Here is a 12,638-nt window from a genome sequence, read left to right as displayed (position 1 = left end):
TTTCGGTTGTAACGTACTGAAACTGGACAATCCCACCAAGAAAATATCGTCCACAAGCCTCAGATACGTAGTTTTGCAAGACAATGTTCCAGCTTCGCCCCCTCATCGCCGTTGTTTCCCTGGTGCTGTTTTTTGCAGCCACCACAGGACTGCCTGTGATGATCCACTACTGTGGGGGAGAAGCGGTGGCAGAAAGTTGCCCGCCGGAAGATTGTTGTGAGGAAGAATCCTGCTGCACGGATGAAGTTTCAGTTACCTCCGTAAAAAATGAAGGTCAGGTCTCGCACATCGGCGCACCTTCCCCCTCTGAGTGTGAAGGAATGGCCTTTGAACTCGTGGGTGACCTCGTTCAGACGGGCCTAACGCGCCCGCTCCAGGAACAAGTGGACAGGACACCGGCAGAGCCCCCTGACCGGTCGAAACTTTGCCTTTTTAGGATCTAGACCTCTACCGTCCCACTCCCAGACCCCCGGCAAGGTGCCAGGCGGTCTTTCTGTGTTGAACGGAATGAGGTAACAATGTCATTGAACCTTCTGCGAGCCGCTGCTTGGCTTGCCCTTTCTTGTCTGCCGATCGGTCTTGCAGCGCAGTCCGTCCTTCATGGACGTGTGACAGCCGAAGGTCTACGAACTGAAAGAGACCCGTTACGCAGCGCCACGGTCCTGTGGAAGGGAACACGTGAAGGAACGCTGACCTCGGCCGATGGGCACTTCATGATCAAACGGTCGGCCCAAACAGATACGCTGGAGATCCGCTATGCCGGATATGAGACGCAGTACGTCGTGGCACCAACTGACACGATAGAGATCGTACTGCAGCTACGGACGGAGAATGTAGTGACCGTAGAAGCAGACCAGCCTACAATCACTCGAGCCCCGCAAAAGACGGAGATGATCACTAAGAAGGATCTGGTGAAAGCTGCGTGTTGTTCTCTTGCTGAGTCGTTTGAGAAGAACCCGTCCGTGGAAGTGTCCTTTGCCGATGCTGTCAGTGGCGCAAAGCAGATCCAACTGCTTGGACTGCGCGGTCTCTATACACAGTTCTTGATCGAGGCTGTGCCGTTAGTTCGCTCACTTGAGATGCCGTACGGACTCGATCACGTGCCCGGACCCTTCATGGAGTCGATCAGTATTTCCAAAGGGGCTTCTACCGTCACCAATGGATATGAGTCCATGACTGGTCAGATCAACATCTGTATGCACGATCCACGCACAGCCCCCTCCCTCTACGTGAATGCGTACGGCAACACACAAGCACGCTTCGAACTCAATCTCTATGGTGCACAGCAGATAACGGATGAACTCAGCACGATGACCATGCTCCATGGCCGGATCATGGACATGACAATGGATAATAACAACGATGGGTTTGCAGACATCCCGGCATTCAAACAAGTGAACCTTGTTCATCGATGGTTGTACAACAATGATGAGATAGAATGGCAGGTGTTTGTGCGTGGACTCATTGACCAGCACACGTCCGGACAGAGCGTCGTTGGACATGCCGGAGATCCACATGCACATGACTCAACGAATGGAGCCCCGTACGATATCGTAACAGATATTGGTCACGCAGACGGATTCATCAAATTCGGTTTGCTCAATGCCTTTGGCGATATGGAAGGCAGTGGCGTATCACTTGTTGTTGCCGGTGCCTATCACGATGCAACCTCAACGTTCGGACTCCGCCAGGCACATGGTCAGCAGCGAACTGTGAATGTGCGTGGCGTCCTTGCCCTGCCGTTCTCCGAGGAAATCAAGCTGGTAGGGGGCTTCTCCTACCTCTATGATGACGTGCAAGAATCGCTGATGACGAACTCATTCTCGCGCATAGAACGTGTGCCCGGACTCTATGCAGAGGCAACGTTGCAGCCTGTGAAGAACGTGACGATCCTTGCCGGACTTCGTGCTGATGCTCACAATCTCTACGGAACACGAGTGGTGCCGCGCGCTCACATAAAATGGAGTGCAACGGGCATGACGTCGATCCGAGCATCCATCGGCAGAGGATGGCGCGTTGCAAGTGTTGTGACGGAAAATCTATCGTCCTACATCAACTCGCGACAAGTCTACTTCGATCAGTCGTTCAGCCCCGAGGACTCGTGGAACGTGGGAGCCTCGTTCACAACGTCATTTGAAGTCGCCGCGCGACCGATCACCTTCGATGCGGAGATCTATTCAACGTCGTTCATGAATCAGGTGGTGGTTGACTATGACAGGTCGGTACGCGAAGTATGGGTCACGAATCTCAACGGCACGAGCTATGCAACAAACGTGATGGCGCAGATATTGGTCTCGCCCATTCCACGTTTGGACGTACTTGTGGCATACAGATGGGTTGATGTGCAAGCCCCCTACGGAGGAATACAGCAACAACGTCCGATGGTGAGCAGGTCTCGTGTTCTGACCACGCTCTCGTATGCAACGATAGAAAGTGAATGGCAAGCCGACCTGACCGTAGCATGGAATAGCACGGGGCGTCTCCCAACCACTGCAGGGAACCCTCCGGGAGCCACGTTGGCTTCAACCTTCCCGTCATGGTGGCGTGTGAACGCGCAGATCACAAAACGCTTCGGAACATTCGATGTCTACGTTGGAATCGAGAACGCAACGAACTTCATTCAGGACGATCCGATCCTCGGTGCAGACATGCCCTACGGTGAAACATTCGATGCCTCACTTACATGGGGTCCGCTTGATTCTCGGATGTTCTACGCAGGGGTTCGTCTTACGATCCAATGATGCTGGTCATTCACCCGCGATCGGGTTGATCATCACTGGTGGCTTTGGCATATCGCCATCAAGTGGACGTACCTCAAGATCTTCAAAAAGAAGGTCAGGCGTGATGATCGTTGCGATCACGTAGGCGGAGCCGCCGGTGATGAAGGACGGAACAACGCTTGGTGCGAGGAAGTTGTGCACGGTGGTCGTCTTCGAAACGGCAAGGATGTCCTTGAAGGATGCTGGAGAAATGCCTGCACCTTCTACACCTCTGATGAGCTCCTCTCGTCCGTCCGGATAGACACGGTAGGCTTCAAGCAGACCGATCTTGCCCTCACCTTGAGAGATCGGCAGATCTGAACCTAGCTGACGATAGACGCCGGTGAAGAGGAGGTTCTGATCCATTGTAGAGCGAACAATGATGCCGTACGGCAACTCACGGTCCTTAACGAGTTTGAGCAGTCGCTTCTTGAGATCGGCCGACGATAGCTTGCGTTTTGCATCGGCACACGTTACATCGAGTACGCTGAGCATCGCCCCGCCGCCACGCTGATGACCGTTGCTGGCCTTAACGCGCTTGGTTGGCACACGCGATGAGAGTAATGCACGCAGATAGCCCTTTTCAACAAGGGAGACGTCCAGTGCGCGCATACCCTCATCGTCAACAGCGTAATGTCCGGCAACAATGCGGCCATTATCGCGCTCGCGCGATGGAACAGCCTGGACGCTCATGAATTCAGGAAGTACACGTGCACCGATCTTGTTCTGGAAGGCAAGGTTGCGATCATTCGTAGAGAAGCCCCCTTCAGAAAGGGGCTGACGTTGTGCAACGAGATTCGGAGCAAAGAACTGGCCAAGCACACCGGCGGCAGCTTGTCCTTCAAAGACAACAGGACCGGAATAAGCTTCTATAGTAGGAGCCGTGGTCTGTTTATCGAGACGCGCAGCTGCCAAGCGAACAACACGTTCAAGAGAGTCGGCAGATGGAAGATCCGTTGGAAGGATGCCATACGTTGCATAGGTCTGAGCAAGAGGCATGCCATCCGATGCTTGTGTTGTAGCAACGATCTCAACGCCGGTGAAACATTCGTACTTATGAAGTTTGCGACCTTCGGTGTTGAGGTAATACGTCTCCTTCGGCACGATCTCCATACCAACACGTGAGTTCTGGATGGATGGGTAGGAACGGAAGATCGAGCTTAGTCGCTCGGTGAGCCAGATCATCGAGGGTACGTCCGCCGCTACTCGATGAATGTTCGTCTCGAGGATGGTCTCGCCTGGCATGAGACTAAAGTCCCACGTTGTATCCGTACGGGTCCTATTCTTGAGCGTTGCTTCCTTCTTCGCATAGACCTCTACGGCCTGTTTAAAGCAAGCGTCGGTAGCAAGCCATAGCTCGCGTCGCAGACCATCAACGGTGAGTTCGAACGGGATCCTGCGGTTTTTAAATCCCTCTTCGTCATCACTCGAACCAAAAAAACCGAGTGAGACATCGAAGAAGTTCGTGTTATCGAACTTCGCACCGCCAACGCGCACACGCACAGTCAGGGAAGCCGTGAGCCCAGAGTCGATGTCCTCAACAGTGCCAAGCACGGCGTGGACACTTGCAGAGCGACGGATCTGTAAGAGATATTCGATGTTATACGGACGAGCGAGATCGCCGAGCTTCAACTCGCGGATCGAGCGTTGAAGCTCAGTGTCCATCGCAGAGAAGATCGTTGATTCATCCAGTCGTTGCGAAGTGGCGAACACTGTGCCCGTTAGGAAGAGTGCTATCAGTAGGTGCGTTTTCATGGGCGACCCTCCTTCGACGTCAGTGACGGATCGCTTAGCAGTGGCGGCTTCGCCTGAGACTTCTGCTTCTTCTGAACTTCGATCGTTGACACAAGTAAGCTCGGCGAGCTTGCACTTACGGGTACTCCGCCCGACTCTGCACCGCAAACCCCGTTGAATATGCCAAGGTCATCAGCTGCAGCAACGATGTTATTGAAGGTAGTAAGGGGCGTTCCGATCAGGTCAACACCACGCACCAATTCATCGGGCCTGCCATCAGCAAAGACCTTGTACACAACAAGTGGCTGGACGTTGAAGGCATTCGGAACTGTACGTCCGGTGAACGTGAAGCCCCCTTGAATGTCTTCGAAGAGGAGTCCGAATTCCTTGTTCTGTTTTGTGCACTCGCGACGCAACATTGCTCGAAGTGTATCATACGGGACTGTTGTGGTAGCTTCTACGATAAGATTTGATTGCCTCGACACGGTCTTGAATCCGGCTTGACGTCTGCCGTGACCGTTCGAACTAGGAAAGTTCTCGATCGGAGCACGCGACATCAAGAAGCTGCGGAAGATCCCACTATCAACAGCAACAACACGTTTGCCCGGCATGCCGTCATCATCGTACTCGAAGGCACCAACGATGTCGTTGCCCCGTAGTGACTTTATGGTTGGATCGAACACAACGTTGATGAACGACGGAAGGATCTGCTTGTTGAGGAAGGGCTTAAACGTCTGACTCGAATTCACATCCTTCTGGCGATGACCTTCCACACGGTGTCCGAAGATCTCGTGGAAGAACACACCCGAGGCACGCCCTGAAAGAATGGCTGGTCCGGTATAGGTCTCGAGTAAGGGGGCTGTCCGTAGCGCCCGAGCAATGTCGATGAGACGTTGAACTTCCTTTTCCATCTGTTTCTTTGACGGAAGTCTGTCCACGGCATAGGCAGAGTAGCTCTCATACATTGGAAGGCTCATGCCATCGTCGGCCTTTGCCTTCACGATCACAAACATCTTTACGATCGGCTCCGATGACTGGATCATCGTGCCTTCGGAGTTCACAACGTATTTAACGAGCAGGTCTGTTTGAAAAGAAACTCGACCAGAGAGGATGTGTTCTTGTCCGGCACACATGGCGCTGAGTGAGCGAACACGGTCGCGCCACATTGCCGTGTCGTATTCAAATGGCACCGGCTGTTTGAGAGACACATAAGCGCGCTCATGGGAGAGATCGGCAGATGTGTCCTCTTCGCGAACCTTCACCTGAAGATTCGTCAGCACCTTGCCGTAGCGTTCGGCAGCGGAACGGTATGCCTTGTCTGTAGCAGACCAGATCACGCTTCGTAATGCTCGCTCATCATCACCCATGGGCATCTCTACACCACGCGTGCCCCTTCCCATCTCAAAGGCAACTCCGCGGATGCTACGTGTGTTGTCGAGTTGGTACGACCCAACACGAAGATCCACGTCGAGGATGCGGTTCTTGGATGTTACGTCCAGATCAAGAGCTCCCATGTTTGCCGTGATCACCGTGGACGTGACCTCGGTAACGGAATAGGAGAGGAAATAGGGAGGAGTGGTCTTTCCCTTGAGTTGCGACATTGTCCGGTCGAGCTCGGCCTTCATTGCACGCATCACCGGAGACTGTTGCTGCGCAGTAACGGACGTAGCAGCTGAGATCGTCGTGATCGCAGCTACAATGAACCTAAGCAGACTTTGGATCGAGAATGTTCTTGCTGACAACGTTGAGGTCCTTGTCGAGTTCATAGGTGATGGGAACGCCTGTTGCGATCTCCGTCTTGAGGATCTGTTCGGGTGTAAGATGTTCTACGAACATGACCAATGCGCGAAGTGAGTTGCCATGAGCAACAACCAAGACATTCTTGCCGGCCTTGAGGAGAGGAACGATCTCTTGTTCGTAGTAGGGGGCTACACGTGCTTGTGTATCCTTGAGTGATTCGCCATTCGGTGGGGGGATGTCATACGACCTGCGCCATTCGTGTACTTTGTCGGCGCCATACTTGTCTGCCGTTTCTGCCTTGTTCAATCCCTGCAAATCACCATAATGACGCTCATTGAGTGCTTGGTCGCGATGAACCGGTACGCCGCTAATTCCGGCCTCAGCCATTGCAATGTCTGCAGTGCGTATGGCGCGCGTTAGAACCGACGTAAAGAGCACATCAACGGGAATATTCTTGAGAATTGCACCTGCGGCCTTGGCTTCAAGCTCACCCTTTGGTGAGAGATCAACATCAACCCATCCCGTAAAGCGGTTTTCAAGGTTCCATTGTGACTCGCCGTGACGGACGAGGGTAAGTCTCGACATTTTTATTTCTCCGAACATAGTTCCATGAGCACACCGCCTGTGGACTTCGGGTGTAGAAAGGCTATGAGCATATCGTGTGCGCCGAGTTGTGGCGCAGTGTTGATCAACCGTACATCATTGGCTGCAAGCCGCTGCAGGTCATCATTGATAGCGTCTGTGCGGAAGGCAATATGATGGATCCCTTCGCCGCGTTTTGCAATGAAGCCAGCGATAGGTGATTCATCATTGAGTGGCGCGGTGAGTTCGATGCGGACACCATTCAGAGAAAACGATGCGATATCTACACCCTGATCCACAACCTGCTCGCGATGAAACTCCGTCACCCCAAATATGGTTCTGTAGAGCCCCATACTTGCTTCGAGGTCTTTGACGGCAATTCCGATATGATCTACTGCGCTGATCATGCAATACTCCTCTCCCCAAGGAGCTGGGCGGCTCGCTCAAGATCGGCTACTGTATTGATGCCGTGAATCTCTTCCCAGGAAGGGGCACACCAGGCTTCAACAACAAGTTTCTCGCGCTGAAGGATGCTGATGATATCTGTGAGGTAGAACTCACCTTGGGCGTTGGAGTTCGTTACGTTGGTCAACGCACGGAAGAGCTCGGTAGAATGCACCACATAGACGCCTGAGTTTATCTCGTTGACGGCTAGTTGCTCCGGCGTTGCATCCTTATGCTCAACGATAGCTTGTAAGCTGCCGTTATTGTCTCGAATGATACGTCCGTATCCCGTCGGATCCGGAACAATGGCAGTAAGCACCGTTGCTACAGCTCGCATGCTCCGATGACGGGTAACCAGTTCTTGTAGAGTTGAACTTGTGAGAAGGGGCACATCACCGCTGAGGATGATCACATCAGTGTCTGTATTCTCGAGGACTGGTGCTGTTTGTTGCACGGCGTGGCCGGTGCCCAGTTGTTGGTCCTGAACAACACACGTGGCGTGAGGCGCAGCTGAGGCAACAAAACTGCGAACGGCATCACGTTGATGGCCAATGATGACCACAACATGGGTTGGGTGCAGTTCTGACGCTTGTTCGAGGACATATCCAAGAAGGGGCTTGCCGAACAATGGGGCCAAGACCTTCGCCAGATCCGGGTTGCCCATGCGTTTGCCTTGTCCGGCTGCGAGAATGGCAACCGCGAGTTCACGATGTCCGGTCATGCCTTAATTGTGCCGTGGCAGGTGGGTGTAGGCTTCAACGCTGGACGAGGTAGACACCGGGTCGTTGTTCTTGTCTACAAGCACAACGGTAGGCTGATAGGTTCGAGCTTCATCGTCCGGCATGGTAGTATAGCTGATGATGATGATCTCATCGTCCACATGCCCCTTACGAGCGGCGGCGCCGTTAAGACAGATGTCGCGACTTCCGCGCGTGCCCGGGATGACATAGGTCTCAAACCGTTCGCCGTTGTTGATATTCACCACCGACACTTTTTCGTAGGCGATAAGGTCTGCCGCTTCCATGAGCTCTTCGTCGATCGTCAGGCTGCCTTCATAATAAAGGTCGGCCTGTGTGATACGGGCTCTGTGGATCTTTGACTTGAACATGACGCGATTCATACTGTCTCCTGGCAGTGGCGGTGCCGATTGTCCTTGTGGACAACAAAGTTACCGTATTTTGCGGGATGAAGATCACTCTAGCCCAGATCGCGCACGCCCGCAGCGGCGACAAAGGTGACGCTGCAAACTGCGGTGTTATTGCCTACAAAGAGGAATGGTATCCTATAATCCGCGACGTTTTGACCACAGAGCGCGTCAAGGAGTACTTCAAAGGGGTCTGCCTAGGCTCCGTTGAGCGCTACGAAATGCCCAACCTCTGGGCTGTCAATTTCGTGCTCAACAACATCTTGGGAGGGGGCGGCACAGTTTCCCTCAAGCTCGACGCCCAAGGCAAAACAGTGGCTTCTGCCATGCTTATGATGGAGATCGACGTCCCAGACACCATCGACCTCTCCCTCTAGCACATTAGCACACTAGCACATTAGCACATTAGCAGGTTAACGCCCGCTCGGCAACACCGGACTTCCCAGTCCGCAAACGGTCTCAATGCTGGTCAGGATGGGGCGCATCCATGACTTTACTTGTTCGCCGGACCAGCGTTTGTCCCAGGTCATAGTTACATCGCTGCCGTCCATGCGGGTGGAGACTGAATACACATCCACAAAGACCGAATCATTGATGTGTTGGACACGCCAAGTGCGTACAAGCATGGTGTACCGGTATTCAACCTGGTCTATGGAGTCTTGGGCCACAATCACGCCCTCTTCCTCGTTCTTTTCAATGACTGTGTAGCCGTTTTGGTCGAACACGTCTGCGGTGTTCTTCACCCAGAGCGGCTGAGGCGTGTTGCAGGCCATCGACATTGTACGCTTACGGTCGATGTAGTTGAAGGCATTACAGCTCGACAACACGAGGGAACCAACCGTCAGAATGGCGATGATCCAGACGTGTGTTCGATGCATGTAGTCCTCCAATTGGAAAAAGAAAACGCAAATTAGCATTCTGAGCGGAAGAGACGCTCACCAACTTCACTGGCAGCAACGACACGAGATGAGCATGAACGTTACCATAGAAACCATTGATTCATGGAAAAAAGAAGCAGAACGACTCGATTCGATGGATGACCTGGCGCATTTTCGGTCGCGATTTCTCTTCCCTCAACACCAGGGGAGCAACGTACGATACTTCTGCGGCAACTCTCTTGGGCTGCAGCCTGCAAAAGCCCGGCAGTATGTGAACGAGGAGCTAGACGATTGGCAAGATCTCGGGGTGGAGGGACATTTCAAGTCCCGCAGACCGTGGTTCTCGTATCATCGGTGGTTTGCTGAGCCCCTTGCACAGCTTGTTGGTGCTAAGGTCCACGAGGTAGTTGCAGCGAACACTCTCACGGCGAACCTCCATCTGATGATGACGTCGTTCTATCGTCCAACGGAGACGCGGAACCGAATCATCATGGCCGGACATGAGTTCCCATCGGACCGCTACGCCGTAGAGAGTCAGGTCCGACTGCATGGTTTCACACCGGAGGAGGCCATGGTTGAGGTCCAGCCGGCACCCGGCATGGATACCCTCACAACTGAGCAGATCATCGGAGCCATCAACGAACACGGGTCTTCAACGGCTCTTGTCCTTTTCAGCGGTGTCCACTTCTTTACCGGTCAACGTTTCGAAATGAAGGAAATCGCCGCAGCGGCACATTCGGTCGGGGCCATGGTTGGGTTCGATCTTGCCCATGCGGTAGGCAATGTTGAGCTCTCCTTGCATGACTGGGATGCGGACTTTGCAGTCTGGTGCTCGTACAAATATCTCAATGCAGGTCCGGGCGCAGTTGGCGGACTCTTTGTCCACGAACGATTTGCCAACCAGCCAGACCTACCGCGTCTTGCAGGCTGGTGGGGTAACGACGAAGCCACCAGGTTCACGATGGAGCATCAATTCGTGCCAACCTTTGGCGCCGATGGATGGCAGCTCTCCAATGCCCAGGTTCTTCAGATGGCGGCTCTTCGCGCCTCACTCGAGACGTTTGTTGAAGCAGGATTCGACAGGATCTCAGCCAAGCGGGATCGTTTGACAGCCTTTGCAGAGCGTGTGATCAACGACGTGATCGGGGCTCGGGACTGGATCCGCATTATCACGCCTTCTACGCCACAGAATCGTGGCGCTCAGCTCAGTATTCATTTCGACCGTTCCGGTCGTGAGGTCTTTGATGCACTCATCGCCGCCGGTGTGATCGTAGACTGGCGCACCCCAAGCGTGATTCGCTTGGCCCCCGCTCCGTTGTATTCGTCCTTCGCTGATGTAGCGGCCTTTGGCGAGGCATTCGCCCAGATTTTTGAAGGAAAGCAGTGAATCAATCTGAGATCGATGCAGAACGCTACATCGTAGGACGTCGTGCTCATCGAAGCTATTGAGGCTGATACAGCCATTGAGAAGATCTTTCTGGCCTTTGGCAACGAAGACGCCGGCCCGATCGCTCAGATCAGGTCACAAGCATCTAAGGCCAACATCCAATGCGCCATCATGGACCGCAGGAAGTTTCAGGCACTTGAGAAACAACTCGGCCTTGCTCCCAATGATGCTCAGGGCGTGATCGCGATCCGACCTGTGAAAGCCCCGGTCACACTCGAAACGCTATTAAAGGGGGCTTTGGACTCAAGCCCAGACCCGATCATCATTGTGCTTGACGGGATCACGGATCCGCACAATCTTGGTGCCATCGCCAGAAGCGCTGAAGGTGCCGGCGCATATGGTATGATCCTTCCGATCAAGTACAGTGCACCCGTAACGCCTGTTGCCGTAAAGGCATCGGCAGGAGCACTTGAACACCTGCCTGTGGCAAAGGTGCCTCGTGTATCAGAGATGCTCAAACAGTGCAAGGCAGAGGGGTGGCGTATCATTGGAACGGCTGTACCGGCAACGTCTGTGTATACCGACGATATCTATAGCGGACCGCTGATCATCGTGATCGGCAATGAGGGCGAGGGTCTGCATCCGAGCGTTCAGGCAGTGTGCGATGTGCTCGTAGAGATCCCAATGATGGGTCACGTAGCGTCTCTCAATGCGTCAGTCGCTGCCGGGATCGTGTTGTTCGAGGCGAGATCCCGAAGAGTATCACCGAACAGACAACGCTGATCGTTGGCGGAATAACGTTCAAGGCATTCGCCCGCGCATCTGGCAACAACAGGTTCTCGATCATGATCGAGAGGATCAGCACTGTGCTCGGAACATGAAGGTCATGTCTGACGACACCGAGTTTTTGGCCTTCTTCAAGTGCTCTGCGTAGCTCTCGAGAGAGAAATCGTCGGCGCCACCGAACGATCCGTTTGAACCCGGTTGGTGCGTTGGCCGCTAGGTCATTGAGGAATTGTGTGGACACACGTCCAAGGGCTGAGGTGCACCCCATGATCAACGTGTTCAATTCGCGGGTGTACGATTCGCGATCAGAGTATCGGAGCGCTGCAATGAGCCTCCGAACATCTTGGGCGGCTCTCAAGAGGATCGTCATGGCAAGATCCGACTTCTTGGGGAACCGCTCGTAGAGCGTGCGCTTCGAAATGCCACTTGCCTTTGCGATCGCATCGGTGGTTGTCTTCGAAAACCCGTGTTGAAAGAAGAGCTGCTCAGCATGATGGAGCAATCCCTCACGTTGATCGATCACAACGGGCGTGCCGAGTTCGGCCGTGGGATGAATGCTCGAGACAAAGATCCCGCGGAAGAAGACATCCATCGAGCCTTGGTAGAGTTCCAGCGGGGTAACGTCCGTATCACGAAGTGTGGCGTGGTCCATGCACTTGTTTACAAGGACGGAGTAGACGGCGAGGATGTCGTCGATCGCCAGATCCTGTCGTATAGAACCCTGCGAAAGGCCGTCTTCAATGATCGTTCGGAAGCGTGTGTATCGAAACTGTCTCCATGTATCAAGTTCAGCCCACACCGTTGGAGCGCTCCGCTGCAGGTCTTTGAGGATCCTTGCTGATCTGATCCGGGCATAATGTGGTGAGATCTGTGCAACAAGTGATGCTATGCGCTCAGCAATGGAACGATCATGATCGGCATAGATCCTGTCCGTGATCTCTTCGATGGTCTGCATAACGTGATACGTCACTGCCCGTAGAAGATCTTCCTTCGAAGGAAAGAGTCGATAGAGCGTCTTTTTTGAGATCCCAAGCCCCTTTGCGATAAGACTCGACCTGGTCTGTGAATACCCGTCGGTAAAGAACGTGTCGAGGGCCACTTCTATCGCCAGCGCCCTGAGCTCATCGTCGGATCGTATGGTTCGTTCTTTCTTTGGCATCGTAGCAGAATAGGAAAAAGTTGCT

Annotated in this window: 13 protein-coding genes; 5 read left to right on the top strand and 8 right to left on the bottom strand. The window is 53.6% G+C overall.

Features of this window, described 5'->3' with window-relative positions; all coding sequences use genetic code 11:
- Positions 1 to 83: 83 nt before the first annotated feature.
- Positions 84 to 443 (top strand): hypothetical protein, encoded by a 360-nt coding sequence (locus IPI29_05415; protein MBK7411974.1) that lies wholly within the window; start codon positions 84 to 86, stop codon positions 441 to 443.
- A gap of 75 nt (positions 444 to 518) precedes the next feature.
- Positions 519 to 2,741 carry a TonB-dependent receptor gene (locus IPI29_05410; GenBank protein ID MBK7411973.1) on the top strand — a complete coding sequence of 741 codons (2,223 nt, stop codon included), beginning with the start codon at positions 519 to 521 and terminating at the stop codon, positions 2,739 to 2,741.
- A gap of 6 nt (positions 2,742 to 2,747) precedes the next feature.
- Here the strand turns inward: IPI29_05410 and IPI29_05405 are convergent, their stop codons facing one another.
- From IPI29_05405 to IPI29_05380, 6 genes are read right to left on the bottom strand one after another with little or no spacing between them, the layout of a single operon-like run.
- Positions 2,748 to 4,514: a hypothetical protein gene (locus tag IPI29_05405; protein ID MBK7411972.1), complete on the bottom strand. Its 1,767-nt coding sequence runs from the start codon at positions 4,512 to 4,514 to the stop codon at positions 2,748 to 2,750.
- The gene (locus tag IPI29_05400; protein ID MBK7411971.1) at positions 4,511 to 6,235 is read right to left on the bottom strand and encodes a hypothetical protein; all 1,725 of its coding nucleotides are present in this window, start codon (positions 6,233 to 6,235) and stop codon (positions 4,511 to 4,513) included. Before IPI29_05400 ends, IPI29_05405 begins: the two co-directional genes overlap by 4 nt.
- Entirely contained in the window at positions 6,198 to 6,818 is a 621-nt protein-coding gene (locus IPI29_05395; protein MBK7411970.1) for a 2,3-diphosphoglycerate-dependent phosphoglycerate mutase, read from the bottom strand. Before IPI29_05395 ends, IPI29_05400 begins: the two co-directional genes overlap by 38 nt.
- A gap of 2 nt (positions 6,819 to 6,820) precedes the next feature.
- Entirely contained in the window at positions 6,821 to 7,219 is a 399-nt protein-coding gene (gene mce / locus IPI29_05390; protein ID MBK7411969.1) for a methylmalonyl-CoA epimerase, read from the bottom strand.
- Entirely contained in the window at positions 7,219 to 7,980 is a 762-nt protein-coding gene (locus IPI29_05385; GenBank protein MBK7411968.1) for an NTP transferase domain-containing protein, read from the bottom strand. Before IPI29_05385 ends, mce begins: the two co-directional genes overlap by 1 nt.
- Before the next feature lie 3 nt (positions 7,981 to 7,983).
- Positions 7,984 to 8,379 (bottom strand): aspartate 1-decarboxylase, encoded by a 396-nt coding sequence (locus IPI29_05380; GenBank protein MBK7411967.1) that lies wholly within the window; start codon positions 8,377 to 8,379, stop codon positions 7,984 to 7,986.
- 65 nt (positions 8,380 to 8,444) lie between these two features.
- Between IPI29_05380 and IPI29_05375 the strand changes: the two genes are divergently transcribed.
- Positions 8,445 to 8,780, top strand: a complete 336-nt coding sequence (locus tag IPI29_05375) for a hypothetical protein (GenBank protein MBK7411966.1) — start codon at positions 8,445 to 8,447, stop codon at positions 8,778 to 8,780.
- A 36-nt stretch (positions 8,781 to 8,816) separates the two neighbouring features.
- Here IPI29_05375 and IPI29_05370 read toward each other — a convergent pair whose 3' ends face one another.
- Positions 8,817 to 9,281 (bottom strand): hypothetical protein, encoded by a 465-nt coding sequence (locus IPI29_05370; GenBank protein MBK7411965.1) that lies wholly within the window; start codon positions 9,279 to 9,281, stop codon positions 8,817 to 8,819.
- 88 nt (positions 9,282 to 9,369) lie between these two features.
- Here IPI29_05370 and kynU point away from each other — a divergent pair, with 88 nt between their 5' ends.
- Entirely contained in the window at positions 9,370 to 10,668 is a 1,299-nt protein-coding gene (kynU, locus tag IPI29_05365; protein MBK7411964.1) for a kynureninase, read from the top strand.
- A 42-nt stretch (positions 10,669 to 10,710) separates the two neighbouring features.
- Positions 10,711 to 11,451 carry a 23S rRNA (guanosine(2251)-2'-O)-methyltransferase RlmB gene (gene rlmB / locus IPI29_05360; GenBank protein ID MBK7411963.1) on the top strand — a complete coding sequence of 247 codons (741 nt, stop codon included), beginning with the start codon at positions 10,711 to 10,713 and terminating at the stop codon, positions 11,449 to 11,451.
- Here the strand turns inward: rlmB and IPI29_05355 are convergent.
- Positions 11,375 to 12,613 carry a TetR/AcrR family transcriptional regulator gene (locus IPI29_05355; GenBank protein MBK7411962.1) on the bottom strand — a complete coding sequence of 413 codons (1,239 nt, stop codon included), beginning with the start codon at positions 12,611 to 12,613 and terminating at the stop codon, positions 11,375 to 11,377. The genes rlmB and IPI29_05355 overlap by 77 nt on opposite strands.
- Between the last annotated feature and the right edge of the window lie 25 nt (positions 12,614 to 12,638).

The sequence above is a fragment of the Ignavibacteria bacterium genome (genome assembly GCA_016707005.1).
Taxonomy (GTDB): Bacteria; Bacteroidota; Ignavibacteria; order Kapaibacteriales; family Kapaibacteriaceae; genus UBA10438.
The sequence above is the reverse complement of the archived record's forward strand: the minus strand, read 5'-3'. Positions and strand labels throughout refer to the sequence as shown.

Excerpts from the sequence above, each read along its gene's own strand:
- IPI29_05380 (MBK7411967.1), bottom strand. The coding sequence starts at position 8,379 with ATGAATCGCGTCATGTTCAAGTCAAAGATCCACAGAGCCCGTATCACA.
- IPI29_05395 (MBK7411970.1), bottom strand. The coding sequence starts at position 6,818 with ATGTCGAGACTTACCCTCGTCCGTCACGGCGAGTCACAATGGAACCTT.
- IPI29_05375 (MBK7411966.1), top strand. The coding sequence starts at position 8,445 with ATGAAGATCACTCTAGCCCAGATCGCGCACGCCCGCAGCGGCGACAAA.
- kynU (MBK7411964.1), top strand. The coding sequence starts at position 9,370 with ATGAGCATGAACGTTACCATAGAAACCATTGATTCATGGAAAAAAGAA.
- IPI29_05385 (MBK7411968.1), bottom strand. The coding sequence starts at position 7,980 with ATGACCGGACATCGTGAACTCGCGGTTGCCATTCTCGCAGCCGGACAA.
- IPI29_05405 (MBK7411972.1), bottom strand. The coding sequence starts at position 4,514 with ATGAAAACGCACCTACTGATAGCACTCTTCCTAACGGGCACAGTGTTC.
- IPI29_05410 (MBK7411973.1), top strand. The coding sequence starts at position 519 with ATGTCATTGAACCTTCTGCGAGCCGCTGCTTGGCTTGCCCTTTCTTGT.
- IPI29_05370 (MBK7411965.1), bottom strand. The coding sequence starts at position 9,281 with ATGCATCGAACACACGTCTGGATCATCGCCATTCTGACGGTTGGTTCC.
- IPI29_05415 (MBK7411974.1), top strand. The coding sequence starts at position 84 with ATGTTCCAGCTTCGCCCCCTCATCGCCGTTGTTTCCCTGGTGCTGTTT.
- IPI29_05355 (MBK7411962.1), bottom strand. The coding sequence starts at position 12,613 with ATGCCAAAGAAAGAACGAACCATACGATCCGACGATGAGCTCAGGGCG.